General features: G+C 44.3%; 13 protein-coding genes and 1 rRNA gene (1 of these 14 cut by a window edge). 12 read left to right on the forward strand and 2 right to left on the reverse strand.

What is annotated here, in order from left to right; genetic code table 11:
• From BO18_RS13810 to BO18_RS13850, 9 genes are all read left to right on the forward strand, one after another.
• Positions 1–2,332: ribosomal RNA gene (locus tag BO18_RS13810) — 23S ribosomal RNA — on the forward strand; it begins 532 nt to the left of the window's first position.
• 333 nt (positions 2,333–2,665) lie between these two features.
• Positions 2,666–3,571, forward strand: a complete 906-nt coding sequence (locus BO18_RS13815; RefSeq protein WP_034446861.1) for a chemotaxis protein — start codon at positions 2,666–2,668, stop codon at positions 3,569–3,571.
• Between the two features lie 98 nt (positions 3,572–3,669).
• Positions 3,670–4,488 (forward strand): hypothetical protein, encoded by an 819-nt coding sequence (locus BO18_RS13820; protein WP_034446862.1) that lies wholly within the window; start codon positions 3,670–3,672, stop codon positions 4,486–4,488.
• Positions 4,485–6,911, forward strand: a complete 2,427-nt coding sequence (locus BO18_RS13825; protein WP_034446863.1) for a hypothetical protein — start codon at positions 4,485–4,487, stop codon at positions 6,909–6,911. Before BO18_RS13820 ends, BO18_RS13825 begins: the two co-directional genes overlap by 4 nt.
• A gap of 42 nt (positions 6,912–6,953) precedes the next feature.
• Entirely contained in the window at positions 6,954–7,571 is a 618-nt protein-coding gene (gene hisH, locus BO18_RS13830) for an imidazole glycerol phosphate synthase subunit HisH (protein WP_034446865.1), read from the forward strand.
• A gap of 6 nt (positions 7,572–7,577) precedes the next feature.
• Positions 7,578–8,342: an imidazole glycerol phosphate synthase subunit HisF gene (gene hisF, locus BO18_RS13835; protein WP_034446867.1), complete on the forward strand. Its 765-nt coding sequence runs from the start codon at positions 7,578–7,580 to the stop codon at positions 8,340–8,342.
• Positions 8,333–9,010, forward strand: a complete 678-nt coding sequence (locus BO18_RS13840; RefSeq protein WP_034446868.1) for a uracil-DNA glycosylase — start codon at positions 8,333–8,335, stop codon at positions 9,008–9,010. Before hisF ends, BO18_RS13840 begins: the two co-directional genes overlap by 10 nt.
• Before the next feature lie 63 nt (positions 9,011–9,073).
• Positions 9,074–10,366: a diaminopimelate decarboxylase gene (locus tag BO18_RS13845; protein ID WP_034446869.1), complete on the forward strand. Its 1,293-nt coding sequence runs from the start codon at positions 9,074–9,076 to the stop codon at positions 10,364–10,366.
• A gap of 12 nt (positions 10,367–10,378) precedes the next feature.
• Complete coding sequence (locus BO18_RS13850) at positions 10,379–11,275, forward strand: tyrosine-type recombinase/integrase (protein ID WP_242856563.1); 897 nt, start codon at positions 10,379–10,381, stop codon at positions 11,273–11,275.
• Positions 11,276–11,326: 51 nt separating this feature from the next.
• Here BO18_RS13850 and BO18_RS13855 read toward each other — a convergent pair whose 3' ends face one another.
• Both BO18_RS13855 and BO18_RS13860 read right to left on the reverse strand, forming a co-directional pair.
• On the reverse strand, positions 11,327–12,355 hold the full coding sequence (locus tag BO18_RS13855; RefSeq protein ID WP_034446871.1) for a 3-deoxy-7-phosphoheptulonate synthase: 1,029 nt from the start codon (positions 12,353–12,355) through the stop codon (positions 11,327–11,329).
• 67 nt (positions 12,356–12,422) lie between these two features.
• Positions 12,423–14,795 carry a TaqI-like C-terminal specificity domain-containing protein gene (locus BO18_RS13860; protein WP_034446873.1) on the reverse strand — a complete coding sequence of 791 codons (2,373 nt, stop codon included), beginning with the start codon at positions 14,793–14,795 and terminating at the stop codon, positions 12,423–12,425.
• 111 nt (positions 14,796–14,906) lie between these two features.
• On the opposite strand from BO18_RS13860, the gene BO18_RS13865 reads away from it, so the two are divergent.
• Genes BO18_RS13865 through BO18_RS13875 form a run of 3 tightly spaced genes read left to right on the forward strand, consistent with a single transcriptional unit; the run spans position 14,907 to position 19,020 of the window.
• Positions 14,907–16,571 carry a TolB family protein gene (locus BO18_RS13865; RefSeq protein WP_034446876.1) on the forward strand — a complete coding sequence of 555 codons (1,665 nt, stop codon included), beginning with the start codon at positions 14,907–14,909 and terminating at the stop codon, positions 16,569–16,571.
• An 8-nt stretch (positions 16,572–16,579) separates the two neighbouring features.
• Positions 16,580–17,206, forward strand: coding sequence for a C39 family peptidase (locus BO18_RS32800; RefSeq protein WP_051688728.1), 627 nt, complete (start codon positions 16,580–16,582; stop codon positions 17,204–17,206).
• Between the two features lie 14 nt (positions 17,207–17,220).
• Positions 17,221–19,020, forward strand: coding sequence for a C1 family peptidase (locus BO18_RS13875; RefSeq protein ID WP_034446877.1), 1,800 nt, complete (start codon positions 17,221–17,223; stop codon positions 19,018–19,020).
• The last annotated feature ends 212 nt before the right edge of the window (positions 19,021–19,232 follow it).

Consider the following 19,232-nt stretch of genomic DNA (forward strand, 5'->3'; position numbering starts at 1 on the left):
AAAGAGAACCTGAAACCCTGTGCCTGCAAGCTGCGAAAGCCCCATACGTGGGTGATCGCGTACTTTTTGTAGAACGGTCCGGCGAGTTATGTATGGAGGCGAGGTTAAGTACTTAAGGTAAATAGCCGAAGGGAGACCGAGTCTGAACAGGGCGAATAGTCTTTATACATAGACCCGAAACCGGGTGATCTATCCATGGACAGGATGAAGCGGCCGTAAAAGGCTGTGGAGGTCCGAACACACATCCGTTGAAAAGGGTGGTGATGAGCTGTGGATAGGGGAGAAATTCCAATCGAACTCGGAGATAGCTGGTTCTCCCCGAAATAGCTTTAGGGCTAGCCCTGTAGCATTCCTTTTGGAGGTAGAGCACTGAATATCCGCGGGGGCTTCACCGCTTACCAAAGATTATCAAACTGCGAATGCCAATAAGGATAAGCACAGGAGTCAGACTGCACGAGATAAGTTGGGTAGTCAAAAGGGAAAGAGCCCAGATCCACGGCTAAGGTCCCAAAGTGCGTGTTAAGTGGAAAAGGATGTGGGATTTCATAGACAGCTAGGATGTTGGCTCAGAAGCAGCCACACATTCAAAGAGTGCGTAATAGCTCACTAGCCGAGAGGTCCTGCGCCGAAAATTACCGGGGCTGAAACACGACACCGAAGCCTGGGGATGGTATGTATCTACGGGTACATATGATCGGTAGGGGAGCATTCTAAGCGGCGTAGAAACCGTACCGAAAGGAGCGGCGGAGCGTTTAGAAGAGAGAATGCCGGAATGAGTAGCGAGATGGAGGTGAGAATCCTCCAGGCCGAATATCCAAGGATTCCAGGGTAAAGCTGATCTGCCCTGGGGAAGTCGGGACCTAAGGCGAGGCCGAAAGGCGTAGTCGATGGACAGCAGGTTGATATTCCTGCACTTATGTATATCAGAACTGTGGGGACGCAGGCAAAAGGGATGAGCCGGAAAAGGAAAATCCGGTCCCGCAAGGGGGAGCGAAGATTAGTAGCGAAGCATCAGATATGACTGCCAAGAAAAGCCACTATTGCGTATGCATAACCCGTACCGTAAACCGACACAGGTGGATGAGGAGAGAATCCTAAGGCCGACGGGAGAAGCATTGTTAAGGAACTCGGCAAAATGTCCCCGTAACTTCGGGATAAGGGGAGCCCACCTAAGACGTGGGCCGCAGAGAAGAGGCTCAAGCAACTGTTTAGCAAAAACACAGGTCTATGCGAAACCGAAAGGTGAAGTATATGGGCTGACGCCTGCCCGGTGCTGGAAGGTTAAGAGGAGAGGTTAGCGCAAGCGAAGCTTTGAATTTAAGCCCCAGTAAACGGCGGCCGTAACTATAACGGTCCTAAGGTAGCGAAATTCCTTGTCGGGTAAGTTCCGACCCGCACGAAAGGCGTAATGATTTGAGCACTGTCTCGGCAATGCACCCGGTGAAATTGAAGTACCAGTGAAGATGCTGGTTACCCGCGCCAGGACGGAAAGACCCCATGGAGCTTTACTCCAGGTTGATACTGGGAGCCGGTATTATATGTACAGGATAGGTGGGAGACTAAGAAGCTGTGACGTCAGTTGCAGTGGAGTCGCTGTTGGGATACCACCCTTATGATGCTGGTTTTCTAACCAAGGATCCTGAATCGGGTCCGGGGACAATGTCTGCCGGGGAGTTTGACTGGGGCGGTCGCCTCCGAAAGGGTATCGGAGGCGCTCAAAGGTTCCTTCAGAATGGACGGAAACCATTCGTAGAGTGCAAAGGCATAAGGGAGCCTGACTGTGACACCGACGGGTGGAACAGATACGAAAGTAGGACTTAGTGATCCGGTGGTATGAAAGTGGGATTGCCATCGCTCAACGGATAAAAGCTACCCTGGGGATAACAGGCTTATCACTCCCAAGAGTTCACATCGACGGAGTGGTTTGGCACCTCGATGTCGGCTCATCGCATCCTGGGGCTGTAGCAGGTCCCAAGGGTTGGGCTGTTCGCCCATTAAAGCGGTACGCGAGCTGGGTTCAGAACGTCGTGAGACAGTTCGGTCCCTATCCGGCGCGGGCGTAGGATATCTGAGAGGAGCTGTCCTTAGTACGAGAGGACCGGGATGGACGGACCGCTGGTGTATCAGCTGCATCGCCAGATGCATAAGGCTGGGTAGCCACGTCCGGAAGGGATAAACGCTGAAGGCATCTAAGCGTGAAGCCCCCCTCAAGATGAGATATCCCTGCTTCGGCAGTAAGACCCCTTGGAGAGTACGAGGTTAGATAGGCACAAGGTGTAAGCACGGCAACGTGTTCAGCTGATGTGTACTAATAGGTCGAGGGCTTATCCAAACTAGGAGAACTTGGTGAGGTATTACCGAACCTAGTTCGAGTGTTGTTCTGGCGAGTGCTTTTAGCACGAGAGCAGAACTTCATTGTTAGCATGATAGGAACTAAAGATTTTCGAGATTTCAGTGTTCGGTTTTGAAGATACAATTATAAAAAACTTATAAATGAATTCTAAAAAGACGGTCAACTGCCCGTCTTTTTTGTTTTTTTATATTTATTTTCAGAAAACTATGCTATACTAAAAAAGGATATTCAAAAGATTTTCAATCGGTTTTGTGTTAGTTTTTTCTTTTTTGATCGTGTCACTTACTTTATTTTTTCGCGCGAGGTAGAAGAATGGAATCAAAAATCCTGCTTGAAAGTGGTAACAACGAACTTGAAGTCCTTGAGTTTAAGATTGATGATCATTGCTATGGCATCAATGTAGCGAAGATCAAAGAGATCATTGTGTATCAGGAGGTTACTCCGGTACCTAATGCTCACCCCAGTATCGAAGGCATCTTTATGCCACGTGATACTATGATAACTGCAATTGACCTTAGAAATTGCTTACAGCGTGGAGCTTCTAAGGCTGGCGGACTTTTCATTATCACCAATTTCAACAAGTTGGATATTGCATTCCATGTTGATTCGGTTGTTGGTATCCATAGAGTTTCCTGGGCTGATATCATTAAGCCTAATGCCACAATTTCAAAGGCAGAGGAGAGTATCTCTACAGGTATCATCAAGTTTGAGAATCAGCTTATTATCATTCTTGACTTCGAGAAGATCGTATCTGATATCAATCCTAATACAGGTCTTAATATGGACGCTCTTGGTGACATTGGTTCTCGTCCAAGAAATGAGGTTCCTATTGTTCTTGCAGAGGATTCACAGCTCCTTAACAAGCTGATTGTAGATTCTCTTAACAAGGCAGGATATAATAATGTAAGACACTTTGAAAATGGTAAGCTTGCATACGATTATATCAAGGCATGTAAGGACAGAAATGAGCTTGATAAGATCAAATGTATCATCACCGATATTGAGATGCCTATCATGGATGGTCACAGGCTCACAAAGCTCATCAAGAGTGATGATGCTACTAAGGACATACCTCTTATCATTTTCTCATCTCTTGTTAACGAAGAAATGAGAAGAAAGGGAGAATCCCTTGGAGCAGACAGACAGTTATCAAAGCCAGAGATTGGTAATCTTGTTTCTGTGATAGATGAACTGGTTAATGCATCTGATGCAGGTTAATACTAACTGACTAAGACTCCCTTTGCTCTCAGTTATGAAACACGTTTTCAATGACTGTCGGTGAGGGGAGTATTTTATTAGACTGGAATTAGAGGAGAATGGAAAAAAGATTATCAGAGTATATCAGTGGTTGTGATCTGATCATTGTTGGGATTGGAAACGAGTGGAACTGGATAAGGTCAGGGATAAATGGGGATGAAAGATATAGCGACCTGATCCAGTATTGTCGCAGAGAGGGCAATGAGTGGCTGCTTCCTGTGGTTGAATTTGAATATGCCTATTACAACAATGACGAGACTATTGATAAGGCATATAAAGCCCTTCGCACCCTTATTGGGGAAAAGAGATATTTCCTTATTTCTGAACTTTTCCTTCAGGATGCGCTTTTAAATGGTTTTGAGGAGAAATCTTCTGTTTATCCCTGTGGAACCTATAGATTTCTTCAGACAATGGACGCTGCAGATCCTTTGATGGAAGCACCTAAAGTCCGGGACTTCATGGATCTGATAGATAAAGTTCATGAGATTGTTACTAAGAAAAATGGCCATTTGGAGGAAGGTGAGAGATTAAATAAACCTTATTTTAATGGAAAAGAGCTTTACCTTAACCAAAAGAGGCTGGAATATAGTAATATTAAATATAACGAGAGTGCATATCTGCCCAATTGGGATATGTACATGAAATATCTGACTGGTACTGTAGGAAGCAATCTGCTTTTGCTTGAGCTGGGGGTCTCATTGGATTATCCTACCGTTATCAGATGGCCTTTTGAGAAGGTTGCGTTTATCAATCAGAAAGCGCATCTTGTCAGAGTTCACGAAAAGCTCTATCAGCATACCCCTGAGATAAAAGATAAGACTGATTCAATTAAAATGAATTCAGTTGATTATATTTTGCAGGAGAGTGAAGGTCTATGAAGTCAAACGACGAAGAATACCTGGACAGCCTTCTAAATTCCGCTCAGCAATCAAATAATAGTAATCCTAAGTCTGCACTTAGCAGAATGTCAGGTAAGAAGTCCTCTGGTTCCGAAATGGGAAATGGATCAGGGGATCTTGGTGCGCTTGTAGATAATTCAAATGGAAATGAGGATCTAAGGGAGATTGGTAGTCTTCTCGACAGGCTGGATCAGGGAGTCATGGTAGATGAGAGAATGGCCGACCTTCTTGATGATATTGAGAGCCCTTCAGAATCCGGAATTCCTAAGTTTACTGTTGGTGATGCTCCAAGTATAAATGATGTACGTGATCCTGAAGAAATAGCTCTTGATGAAGCAATTGCAGATGCAGAGCGCCTTGATGCAGAAATACGAAGTGGGAAATTTAACGCTTCTCCGGTAGAAGAACCTGCCCCCCAGCAGGAACCTGAACCTGTTCCCACACCATCTCCTATAGTTGACCTTGAGGAGGGGGACGACGCTCTTTTAGAAATGGCTCCGGAGGTTTCGCTTCCGGAGGATAGTGGTATTGCTTTGGATAATAAGCAGGACTCTGATGCTGATCAGACACCTGAAGAGATTCTTACAGATCTTTTAGATGACATGCCTGATAACAATCTCACGGCCCCTGCTGAGGAGTCGGTGCAGGAAAGTCTTAGCGATGTTCTTGATAATATCAAGGAAGAAGAGGTTTCGCTGGAAGATCTGGAAGCAGCAATGGATATGGCTCTTGGCGAAGATGAAATACCAAAGGAAGCTCCGGCACCCAAGGAGAGCATCCTGGATATTCCTGAGGATAGTGTACCTGAAATACCAATAGAGAGTGATCCAGAACCACTTGAAGAAAGTGTGCCTGAAATTCCCATAGAGAGTGAACCTGAAGAACCTGCTCAAAGTGAGGAACCAAGTGCTCCTGAAAGTGGAGAAGACGGTCTGAATCTGGATGATCTGTCACTGGATGACATGAATCTGGATGATTTGGCTAAAGAGGCCGGTCTTGATGAAATGATTGATGAAGCTGCTCCGGAAGAACAGGCACCTTCGGAACCAACAGGTTTAGATGATCTTATGTCCGGCGAAGCACTTATGGAGGAACCTTCAGAAGCCCCTGCAGAAGAGACTCAGGAGTCAGCTACCTCTGATGTGTCTTTGGATTCTTTATCAGAGGATGACTTTAATCTTGATGCTTTAGAGGCCAGCCTTGATAATCTTTTGGGTGGTGAAGAGGGGGACAATACTGCTACTGAGGGAGAAGTTGCAGCTCTCGCAGATATAGCCCAGGAAAATGCCAACGCAGCAAGTGAGGAGGGCGCTGGAGATGATGTCTCCATGCAGGATCTGGATGCCCTCATGAACAGCCTGGCTAATGATGAAATAGAGGATCTGGAAAGTACTGCTAAACAGGATGAAGAGTCCGGACATCCTCAGGAAGAGGAGATTCCTAAAGAGGATATTTTAGGTGCTCTTACCGAAGATGGCTTTGGAGATCTGGGAGAGGGAGAACCATCCCTTGATGAACTGGCATCCATACCTGACAGAAGTTCAGGTGGAGGCTCCGGAGGAGGCGGAGGAGGCTCTGAATCCGAAGGAAAAGATGGCAAGAAAAAGAAGGAGAAGAAGGAAGGCTTCTTTGCAAGACTCCTCAAGGCTCTTACAAGGGAAGATGAAGAGACTGATGGTGAAGGGCTTGCAAGCCTGACTGACGAGAACCAGCAGGTTCTTAATGAGCTCGGCGAAGACGGAGGCAAAAAGAGCAAGAAAAAGAAAGAGAAGAAGGAAAAGAAGCCTAAGAAAGAAAAGCCAAAGAAGGAAAAGAAGCCGAAGGAGAAGAAACCTCCAAAGCCCAAGAAGGAGAAAAAGCCAAAGCCTCCTAAGAATCCGGGAGTTCCGGAAAAGGCCATCTCTCCTAAGAAGGTTGCTTTAGCATTCCTGTTCGCAGCCAGCCTTGGAATTTTGGTGTGTATACCTGCCTTTGCACTTCCTGATAAGATTGCCAGCAATAGAGCCAAAACAGCTCATACTCATAAGGAATATACGACAGCGTATAAGATGCTTTATGGCAAAGATATGACTGAGGAAGAGAGCGTTATCTATGAGCAGTCAAGAGTTCTTGCCTGGTCCCAGAGATATCTGGATGGCTATGAGAACTATACAGCCATGAACATGAAGGAAGAAGCCCTGGATATGCTTCTTATGGCTATGCGCAACCGTGATGATCTTCTTGAGGAAGCTGCAAAGTATAGTGTTGAAAATGAAGTTCAGGACGTGTATGCTAGTATAGAATTGTTGCTTTCAGAGAGTTATGGGCTTTCAGCTGAGGATGTGGCTGAGATCAACTCCATTAAGAAAGATAGAGACTATACTATCAGGCTCATGGAGATTGTCGGAACAATCGAATCATAACTGCTTTGAAGCATCTACACTTTTGAAAGGAGCAGATGCGCAGTGGTTACGATAATAGACTATGATGCCGGCAATATTAAGAGCGTTGAGAAGGCTTTTGATTATCTTGGAGCTTCAGTAGTGGTTTCAAGAGATCCTGAGGATATCTACAGAGGGGATCACGTGGTACTTCCCGGAGTAGGTGCCTTTGGTGATGCCATGAACCGTATCAGGGAATACGGCCTTGAAGACGTAATAAAAGAAGTAATAAAAAAGGAAGTACCTTTTTTGGGAATATGCCTGGGTCAGCAACTGTTATTTGATTTCAGTGAGGAATCAGATAAAGTGGCTGGTCTGGGCATTTTGCGTGGTGGAATACTTCAGATGCCGTCAAAAGATGAGGCGGGAAATCAGTACAAGATCCCTCAGATTGGTTGGAACAATCTGACTTTTCCCAATAAAGGACGGCTTTTTAAGGGCATAGATGAAGGAGCTTATGTTTATTTTGTTCATTCATATTATCTTAAGGCCGAGGATAGGAGCATAGTAACAGCTACTACAGATTATTCCGTAAAGGTTGATGCTTCTGTGGAGAGCGGAAATGTGTTTGCATGTCAGTTCCATCCTGAAAAAAGTGCAGATGTAGGTATGCAGATTCTCAAAAACTTCCTGGAGGTATAAGAATAGATGCTCACAAAAAGAATCATTCCCTGCCTTGATGTTAATAATGGCAGGGTAGTTAAGGGGATAAATTTCGTTAATCTGCAAGATGCAGGAGATCCGGTGGCTGTAGGAGAGGCCTACTCCAAGGCAGGAGCTGATGAGCTGGTTTTCCTTGATATCACAGCTTCTAATGAGAGGCGTGCTACTGTGGCTGATATGGTCCGGGAGGTTGCCAAAAAGGTCTTTATTCCATTTACCGTAGGCGGCGGAATAAGGACTGTTGATGACGTAAGGGCGATCCTTAGAGAAGGCGCAGACAAAGTTTCTGTGAATTCTGCTGCAATAGACAGACCTGAGCTGATTGCCGAGGCTGCGGATAAATTTGGAAGCCAGTGCGTGGTTCTTGCCATAGATGCCAAGAGAAGGGAAGATGGCAGCGGCTGGAACATCTACAAACACGGCGGAAGAATTGATATGGGCATTGATGCCGTAGAGTGGGCTAAAAGAGCTGTGGACCTGGGAGCAGGAGAAATTCTTTTGACCAGTATGGACTGCGATGGCACCAAGGCAGGATATGATCTTGAGCTCACCAAAGCAGTTGCCAGAGCAGTTCCTGTGCCGGTTATTGCTTCAGGCGGAGCTGGAACATTAGAGCACTTCTATGATGCACTTACAGAGGGAGAAGCAGACGCAGCACTGGCAGCATCTCTTTTCCATTATAAAGAGCTTGAGATCAATCAGGTAAAAGAGTATCTGAAGGGGAGAGGAGTTCCGGTCAGATGGGCATGATTACAGGTGACTGGCTTGAAGCTGTAGGAGAGGAATTTAAAAAGCCCTACTACAGGAATTTATACCAGTTTGTTAAAGATGAATACAGTACACAGGTGGTTTATCCTCCTTCAGAGGATATTTTCAATGCAATGCATTATACACCTCTCAAGGAGGTTAAGGTGCTGATCCTGGGGCAGGATCCATACCACGAGCCGGGACAGGCCCATGGTTTGTCATTCTCTGTGCTTCCTGGAAAAGCTGACACACCACCTTCTTTGGTAAACATATATAAGGAACTAAGTGATGACCTTGGATGCTACATTCCAAATAACGGGTATTTGAAAAAATGGGCCGATCAGGGAGTGCTTCTTTTAAATACTGTTCTGACTGTAAGGGCACATGCAGCCAATTCCCATCAGGGAAAAGGTTGGGAGCAGTTTACCGATGCGATAATAAAGGCTCTTAATGAGCAGGACAGGCCCATTGTCTATATGCTGTGGGGAAGACCTGCCCAGATGAAGAAGGCTATGCTGAATAATCCAAAGCAGCTTGTACTGACAGCACCGCACCCAAGTCCGCTTTCAGCCTACAGGGGCTTCTTTGGCTGCAAGCATTTTAGTAAGTGCAATGAATTTCTTGAATCTCAGGGCATAAAACCTATAGATTGGCAGATTGATAATATTTAACTCTTGCATATTGATACACCAACGTGTTAAAGTGTTACATAAGTTTTATGGATCAGGAGGAATATTATGAAAAAACCGTTTGTCACCAAGGCGCAGGTAGAGGAAATAGCTAAGAACTATCCCACGCCTTTTTATATCTATGATGAAAAAGGGATCATCGAAAACGCTAAGGCTGTTCACGAAGCTTTTGCCTGGAACAAGGGCTTTAAGGAGTATTTCGCTGTAAAGGCCACTCCCAATCCCAGGCTTATGGAAATCCTTATGAACGAGGGCTGTGGATTTGACTGCTCATCAGCCACAGAGCTTATGCTTTCCAGTGCTGTTGGTGCAAAGGGTAGTGATATCATGTTTTCTTCAAATGATACTCCTGCCAGTGAATTTGTTTATGCTGATAAGATCGGGGCTATCATCAATCTCGATGATTTTACCCATATAGACTTTCTTGAGAAGACTATAGGAAAGATCCCTGAGGTTATTTCCTGCAGATATAATCCCGGTGGAGTGTTCAAGATGAGCAATGGCATCATGGACAATCCCGGGGATTCCAAGTACGGTATGACCAAGGATCAGCTCTTTGAGGCTTATAAGATCCTTAAGTCAAAGGGAGCTAAGAAATTTGGTATACACGCCTTTTTGGCAAGTAATACTGTTTCTAATGATTATTATCCAACTCTGGCAGGTCAGCTTTTTGAGCTTGCTGTGGAGCTGGAAAAAGAGACTGGAGCGGATATTGCATTCATCAATCTTTCTGGCGGAGTAGGAATCCCTTATCGTCCTGATCAGACAGGCAATGATATCTATGCCATAGGAAAGGGTGTGGAGGAGCAGTACAACAGGGTACTTGTTCCTGCCGGTATGGGCGATGTAGCTATTTATACTGAGATGGGGCGTTTCATGATGGCGCCTTATGGAGCACTTGTGACCAAGGCTATCCATGAAAAGCACATCTATAAGGAGTACATTGGTGTTGATGCATGCGCAGTAAATCTTATGAGACCTGCAATGTATGGCGCATATCACCATATCACTGTTTTGGGAAAAGAGGATGCTCCTTTAGATCACGTTTATGACGTAACAGGTTCACTTTGTGAGAACAACGATAAATTTGCTATTGAGAGGCCCCTCCCCAAGATCGATAAGGGGGATTATCTCTTTATTCATGATGCCGGAGCTCATGGCTTTGCTATGGGTTACAACTACAACGGAAAGCTTAAGAGCGCAGAGCTGCTCCTTAAGAAGGATGGAAGTGTAGAACTCATCAGGCGTGCAGAGACTGCAAGGGATTACTTTGCAACCTTTGACAGCTGTGACATTTATTCTAAGTTAACAGAAATAATGGACAGTGAGAATTGTTAAAGGGGAACAGTCATGATGGACGAGCAGATTCTGGAATTTACGCAGTATCTTCAGAGCATTAAGAATACCTCAGAGAACACAGTTTTATCCTATAAAAGAGATCTCATGAGAATGATGGCTTTCATGGAAGAAAGGGGCATCAGGGATGTTAGGGATATTACAGAGGACAGGCTTTTAGATTATGCCGCCAGTTTGAGGGAGGAACAGTTTGCTCCTTCTTCCATTACCAGGCACAATACCTCAATAAAGGCTTTTTTCCGCTATATGCTTGAAAATGGTAATATTGAGGAAAATCCAGCTGAGAAACTAAAGAGTCCAAAGATTGAAAAGACTGAGCCCAGGGTGCTTTCTACTGTGGAAATAGAGAATCTGCTTTCACAGCGCTTTACAGATGATGCCAAGGGCAAAAGAGATAAGGCAATACTTGAGCTTATGTATGCCACAGGACTTAAGACCTCAGAGATGATCTCGCTTAAGCTTTCAAACATAGATCTGAGTATAGGCTGTATCAGGCTTAAGGGAACAGCAAAGAATGGCAAAGACAGACTGATTCCCTATGGAAAGAAGGCAAAAGAGGCGCTTTCTGCATATCTGCTTGATGCTAGGGCGCAGCTTCTTGATGGGGCAGAGGATGACGAAACAGTATTCCTGAACTGTTCAGGAGTTCCAATGAGTCGCCAGGGTCTATGGAAGCTTATTAAGACCTACGTTAAGAAAGCCGGAGTTAAATCTGACATTACTCCGTTTACTCTGCGTCACTCCTTTGCGGTTCATCTGGTGGACAATGGGGCGGATGTTTCCTCAGTTCAGGAGCTGATGGGGTATTCGGATAGTAACACGATTTCGCGCTACATAAAGAAGAGAGATAAAGTAAAAGACCCATATCAGTGGGCAAGAGTAAGGAACTAAAAAAATGGCAGCGGATTACTTGGTACTCCGTTGCCATTTTCTATGTGTGAATTATGCCATTTCGGCAATTTCCAGAAGAAGCTTTTCTGTGTCATCCCAGCCAAGGCAAGGATCTGTTATGGATTTACCATATACGCCTTCGCCGATCTTCTGGCAACCTTCCTCAATGTAACTTTCAATCATTACACCCTTTACAAGACTCTTGATATCAGGATTAAGGCTTCTTGAATGAAGCACCTCTTTTACAATACGGATCTGCTCCTTGAATTGCTTGTTGGAGTTGTTATGGTTGGCATCAATGATGGCTGCAGGATTGATAATCTCTCTTTGCTGGTAGAGCTTTAAGAGGAGACTTAAATCCTCGTAGTGGTAGTTAGGGATAGACTGACCATGTTTTGTATTAGAACCTCTCAGAACACAGTGAGCAAGAGGATTTCCGTTGGTATTAACTTCGTAGCCTCTGTATACGAAGGTGTGAGGCTGTTGAGCTGCATAAACAGAGTTGAGCATTACACTTAAGGTTCCGCTGGTAGGGTTCTTCATACCTGCAGGAACGTCAAAACCGCTGGCTGTCATACGATGCTCCTGGTCCTCAACGGAACGGGCTCCGATTGCCACGTAGGAGAGGATATCTGCTACATAACCCCAGTTCTCGGGATAAAGCATCTCATCTGCTGCAGTAAGACCTGATTCCTCGATGGCTTTGATCTGCATATGTCTCATGGCAATAAGACCTGCTCTGAAGTCAGTCTTTCCCTCCGGATCAGGCTGGGAGGTGATTCCCTTGTAGCCTTCACCTGTTGTTCGAGGCTTATTGGTATAGATCCTGGGGATAAGGATAAGTCTGTCATTTACCCTTTCGTTAAGCTTTCCAAGACGGGATACGTAGTCGCATACAGCGTCCTCATTATCGGCAGAGCAGGGACCTACGATTACCAGGAACTTGTCGCTCTTTCCTGTGAAGACATCAGTGATCATGGCATCTCTTTCTTTTTTTAGAGCTGTGAGTTCCTTACTTAATGGAAACTCGAACCTGATCTCATCCGGTGTTGGGAGTTTTTGTATATATTCAAAAGACATTATTACGACCTCCAAAAATGATTCGTGTTTCACTATAACACTTTAAACTGGAAAAGTAAAGCGCATTTTACAAAGAAGTCATGCGTATTTCCTCTTTGGTTAATCCATATAATCCTGCAATCTTGCTCTCAAGTCGAAGCTGTATCTCCTCAAAATCAGAAACTTGTGCAGTAGCAGCATATCCATTATTTGAAAATGCTTTTTGTTCAGCTGCCATTCTGGATATGCTTAGAGCCAGTTCTTCAATCTCTTTTCTGATATTTGGCTCACATTCTGCTAGTGGAAGGTCCTCTAAATAGGAGCGGAGCACCTTCATATTACGAAAGCTCTTTTTATAGTAGAAACTAAGTACCTTTGAGTTTAAAAGAGCCATGATGTAAGCTGTGGAATATCCCTCAACATGGGGAATTATGATATTTGCACTGTTAAGGGACAGTGTTTGGTTACTGTCCAGTGCCACGATAGGTTCATCGGCAATGAAGCGGTAAAAGAGCTTTTCGCCAGCCCTGTACATCTGCGTTGGTGCGCATTGCTGGAAAGATCCGGGCTTAAACTGCACAAAATTTGTGGCCTGTCTGATGCAGTATTTTTCAATGTCTTTACCCTTCAGAATAGGCTCGAAGCCCTTATCTGGTGTGCTTTTTAAGAGAGTGCTATTGGATCCTGTGACAATGCCAAGAGCAAAGTCTGCGTTATCCTTTAGGGTAAAGTGTGGAGCGCTGCGTATCTTCTTTAAAAGAGCATATTCTGCATCATCGCAAAGTATGTGGAAGCTGTCCGGAGTAATTCTGTCAGGGCTTGAGGTGAAGTTTGTTATGACAGTTAACTGTGAACTGCTACTTGTATCTATTATTTTTCCTGCCTTATCACTGGCGTAAGATAATCCATGTTTTTCTTTACTGTCTGCTGGAAGTCTACGCTTCATCTGCTCAAAAGATACCGTTATATTAGGTCCTTCTACGGGCGTTGTCGTATCAGATCCTCGTAAGTGGTGAAGTTCCATACTTGTAGAATGGGGCTTTTCGCTTTTGACGGAGTGTCTTATTAATTTCAAGATCACGCTTGGGCACTGGACTTTATCAAAGACTTCGTCCAGATATACAAGAGAGGAAACGGAGGCCTTCTCAAGCATGAAGTTCCTAATTTCTCTGTGCATATCTGCTCCCAGGATAGTCTCTGGAAGAAGGAAAGATAACAATCCGCCTTCATTCAGGCTTTCAGTTGCTTTCTCAACAAAAAGAGAGAAGGACTCAGGCATCTTGCTGCCTTGATAGGAGTTGTAGTTTTGATGTATCAAGGCAATTTCATCCTTGGTATACACATAGCCCCAGGGTGGATTCCCAAGTATTACATCAAAACAGTGCCTGTTCGAGCTAGACTCGAGCGCAGAATCTGTTAAAGCCCTTGTGTGTTCATTCATCAGCAGTGAACCTGCTGTATGTTCATCGGTAAGCAGTTTATTTGCTGCAAGCTCATCTTTCAGGTGATTATTGTCTATATTTTCGGTTGTTAGCAGAAAATCCCTGCATTTAATGTTGTACGCTATAGTCTCAAGCTCCGTTTGGCTGGAAATAGCGTACTTCAGGGCAAGGTTTATCCTTGCGATAAAGACAGCGGTCTCATCGATGTCGTAGCCATAAACATGCGTGAGTGGAATATAATCAGGAAGTCTGATGAGGAAATTCCCGGTTCCGCAGGCAGGATCACAGTATGTACGCAGGGAATATTCTGTTCCGTAGGTGGGGGCACAGTATTTGGCTCCAGAAAAGGGAGTTGGGATATCCTTGCAGTCTGTGGCCTCAAAGGTGGAATCAGGATTAGTCTTATAGCTTATAATCTCTGATATCAGTCTGTCCACCACGAAATAAGGAGTGTAGTAGGCTCCGGTGTTTTTCTTGTCCCTAAGTCCCCTTAGAGAAAGGTATAACATCCCAAGAAGATCTTCGCCATAAATATAATCAAAAGTTCCGGCCAGTTCTTTTATCTGCTCTGAAAAGTCAAAGGGCTCAAGGAGTTGCCTGGATATTTCGCCGGGAACCTTACGAAGGCCTAAAAGCTCTTTTGCTACAGTTCCGATAACTGCAGGAATCAGAGAATCTTTAGAGAGGCCAAGAGCTGCAACGCTCTCCAAAAGCTCTTTTGCCAAAGGATAATTTGGAGAAGTGGACGAAATATATGATTTGGGTATGAAATGGCCATTAAGTCTTGTCTTGTTGCGACGACTCTTTAGTAGGCCTGAGTTCTCCAGTGACTGATGGAGGGCCAGGATATCTTTTTCCAAAAAACAAAGGGGGGAAGTAGAGAAAACGTTGATTTTACCGAGCTTTGCCCAGTTTCTTACTGTGGCCTCTGAAATTCCAAGAAGTTCTCCCACCTGACGGGGGCGAAGAATTCTGTCATTACTATTAAGTTTCCTCTTGTTAACAGCTGCTTTTTTCATAAGATTATTTTCCTTGTTGACAGGGGATTTTGCAAGTGCAATACATCTAATATTGGTGTATAATTCTTAGGTTTGAAAAAATAAGTGCCGGGGAACAGGTAAGGAATAAAAATGAGCAATATCGACAATAATTCAGGAAATAGATTTTTAGTAGGATTGGCGATGGCTGGCATCGTCATTGTGTCTTTAATAGGTGGATTTAAGTTCGCTACCAGAAATGAAAAGGTGGATCAGAAATTCAACGAAGTGGGCACCAAGGCGGCAGATTACGCCAATGAGACATGGGGGATCAAGGCTCCTGAGATAGATATCAAGCTTCCGGAGGTGGATCTGAATCTTCCAATCCGTGAGGATAACGAGAACAATGAAGAGGATGTGGACGAGGCAATTCGGAAGGATGCAAACTTTGCCTACACCATTCCTGAAAAGAGAAGCTATGATGGTCCAAAGGTATATGCGGTTGATAAGTATCTTTATAACTCAGAAGGCAAGGTGGACGATGAATTTGCAGAAAACGCAACCTATGCACTGCATTTTTCTGCTAATGTGGACCGCTCTGCAGGGGTTCTTCGTACCGACGACCAGAAGCTCTACTATGTCACAGGGGATCTGGAAAAGGAACTAATAGCTGAAAATGTATATGAGGCGGGAATGTGCTTTGATGGGGGATATTTTTACTATCTCATGGCAAATAAAGATAATTCCCTTTACGTGTACAATGTTGAAACCAAAGAGGCAACCAAGATGGATGGCGGAGTTGTAGGGGATGTGGCTATTTCGCCCAATGGAAAGACTCTTGCATATAAGTATTACAGCTCAAATTGGAGCGGAGTTGTCATAAAGTCGATTGATGGACAGGTACTGGGCACTATAGAAGATGATTTTTACCTTCATGCTGTGGCGGTTCCCAATGATGGAAGTGCATTGTTCTATTACACCTATAGTAATCAGGACGGAAAGGAAGGCGTCTTCTGCCACACAGCTGACGGAGAGAAGCAGCTTTCCGATGAATATCTGTACAGAGCGTATTTTGACAGAGAGTGCAAGCAGATGGTCTTCGACAGCGATGAAAAGACCTGTTATTTCAAGGTTGGGGATAAAAAGCCCAGAAAGCTTCGAAGCAGCAGTTTCTATTATTATTCCGTTTGTAATGCTGCGTACACCAACATTGACGAATATGATTATTACCACATCATAGACACAGATTCTCTGGCTAATAGCCTGATGCTGTCCAATTATCAAAGTATCTTTTGCCTATACGGAAATGATCCTCAGCTTGTAAAATTTGAGACAACCGGCGGAGAATATATGTATATTACAGAGGATGGTCCAACGGCCGTTATCAAGGAATACAACCCGGCCAGTCTAAAAAAGGTAAGCTATGATGGAAAAGATATTACTACGGAAGATTACATGACCGGCCTCTTTTCTGTGGGCGCTTTCACCCTTGATAAGGAGCTTACACAGGCCTGGGCATCAGACTACAGAAATAAAGCCCTCATGTACCAGAATGGCGAGGGAACTCCTGTGAAGGTTGCTGACATTGAACAAAATGTTAACTTTATGGCATGGAATCCTGTAGATAATAAGTGTTATTATGTATGTGATGGTGTTTTAAATCGTGTAGGTGACAGTGCAGACTCTGTTGAATTTCTTCGTGATGATGTAAAGAGTCTGTCAGCCACAGGCGAGGACCGTTCAGTTCTGAAGATCAGGACTAATGATGATAAGTACTTCCTGATCCTTGGTGATTATTACTTCGAGGTTCAATATTAAGGAGCAGCATGAAAAAGCCCTACGGTGGCATAACTAACGTATCTAAATATTTGCTGGAACAGTACGGTGAAAAGGGTGTTCTGGTAAAACGGGGCAGATCTATCCTGATGAATCAGCAGTCCATGGCTGAGATCAGTGGCCGCGTAACCAGAAACTGCTCTGTTGTGGCTGTCACAAGAGTCATGGATTATTACAGACGGGTGAATAAGCTGCAGCAGATTCCTGAGGACATCCATGTGCTGTACAGGATGGTTGAAGAAGTGGCAGAGGCCTACGGTTACACGGATAAGAGGGGCACTATGCCCTTTTTTATTTCCGGAATCACCAGAGAGGCTTTCAAACAGTATGGTATCAAGGCCAGATGCCGCGGTGTTTATATTTGGAGCTTTGAGAAGCACGTGGTAAAAGAGATTGCTGCCGGACGCCCGGTGATAATGAACATCGCTAGGGGCTTTTATAAAGACCACACTATTGTGGTTGCCGGTTACAGCATTTGGAAGGTGGGAGATAAGCTCTATCCCATGCTAAGAGTAATTGACGGATGGAAGAGTGGCATCCATTACATAGACTATGAGGCCTTTGCAAAAGACATATCCCAGTCCGTATTCGGTTCCTTTAATACTACGAGGCTTTAAGCTGAGGTTTTTCGATGAAAAGAAATTTTGGAATAATAGTAGTTCTGATTCCAAGTTTAATAGTTTGCTTATCCGGCTGCGGAGCTTCCGGTGGTGGTTCATCAAGACGAGATGGAGGCGGAGGCTCTGATGAGGATCTTGCCCTGGTTTCAGGTGATGAGGACGGAAACATCGGCAATACCGACGAGAGCTCTTTTACCAAGAATGAGGACGCTCACGTAAAAGAGAGTATCGTTTTGGAGGATGCAAATCAACCTGTGACAGAGAACGTTCAGGCGGTTAGAAAGGTTTTACTTTCTGAATCAGTGACAATGGGTGAGGGAGATGCCGGTGCATTTTACAGTAACCAGGATTTTAAGGACATAGCACCTGCTGATATCACTTCGTTTTCTGCGGAGAATATTCCGGAAAAGTATGACTCCAGGGATGTGGACGGGGGCAATTACATCACTACTGTGGAGGATCAGGGATATTCCTATCTTTGCTGGACCTTTGCCAGTATGGGGGCTGTTGAAAGCGATATATTAAGGCACCATGACAATATTGCCAATACTGACATGGATCTTTCGGAAAAGCATCTGGCTTACTACAACGTGCACAGAGCAGTTGGTTCAAGGGATGGATACATAGATGATGACTACCGTGAGCTTGTAAATGCTGACGGAGACAATAATGATTGGATTTTTGATTATGACACAGGATATATATCTGTAGGTGGTGTCAGCGACTATTGCATAAACCTTCTCACTGCCTGGAAGGGACCTGTAGATGAAGAGGGAGGAGATGCTTTTGACAGTGTCTATGGAAGTGCAAACCTCTTTACAGACAATGCTTCAAAGCCCTCCGAGGCTTATGGTGGTAAATACCATGTTCAGGGAGCATATTGCGTTCCTGGTAACATTGGAAACAGTCTGATGCTTAAACAGATGATAATGGAGCATGGTTCTGTTACCATTGGGGTTAATGCTTCCAGCAAGTTTTTTAAGGATCACAGCAGCACACTTTATTCAACGTTTGATGGTGAAACTGCAGTTACTGCGGATCACGAGGTCCTGATCATAGGATGGGATGACAACTATAGTGCAGATAACTTCAAGATCAGACCCGAGGGTGACGGGGCGTGGCTTTGCAAGAACAGCTGGGGAAAAGTATCCGGTAAGGATGGCTGTTTTTATCTTTCCTATTACGATGAGACAGCTGCCGTAAGCAATGCAACGGCTTATCATGTTGCTATGGAAGGTGATGAAAACTGGTATGACAACAATTACCAGGTGGCAGGCTTTTTCACCAATGTTGTAAGTGCACTGGAAGATGAAAAGAATATGGTCTCAACCCTTTCAAGCTCTGCAAATCCTTACGGAGTTTTGTACAAAGCTATTGCGAATGAGACTCTTAAGGCAATTGGATTTATGAGTCTTGATCTATATCAGCAGTATGAGGTAGGAATTTATCTGAATCCGGTTGTGGAGGGGGGAGATATTTCTTTTGAAAAGGATGGTCCTGTTCTTACGCAAAAGATATCTTCCATAAGCGGAGGCTTTCATACCTTCGAGCTTGATAAGGAAATAGAGCTTGATGAAGATGATTCCTTCTTTATTTTGGTTAAACCGGTGACGGAAGGGCGTCTTGTTTTTGAACAGGCCGGTGAATTGACGGGTGATGCCAATTACGATGAGTGGCACAATCTGACAGGGAATATTCATAACAGCTACAGCGCAAGTGGATGCAGCTATTACATTTCAGATGATGGAAAGTCCATGGTAAGACAGGAGGATAAGGACTTTTTTATCAAGGCCTATACGAATGATAAATAAAAAAGAAGACGTCTGGCGTCTTCTTTTTTACTGTTGCTTTCACAAGATTTTTTTGGGAGGAGGGCTGCTAAATGGGGAGTTTAACAGCCCAGGTATGAAAAAAGTTTTGTTGGGGGAGTGAGAATTTTTTGTTCTCACTAAATATATCGGTGTACAAAACAAAAACTTAACAGTATATCGGATAAAATTTATGGTAAATTATTGACGAAATA

Source organism: Butyrivibrio sp. AE2032 (assembly GCF_000702965.1).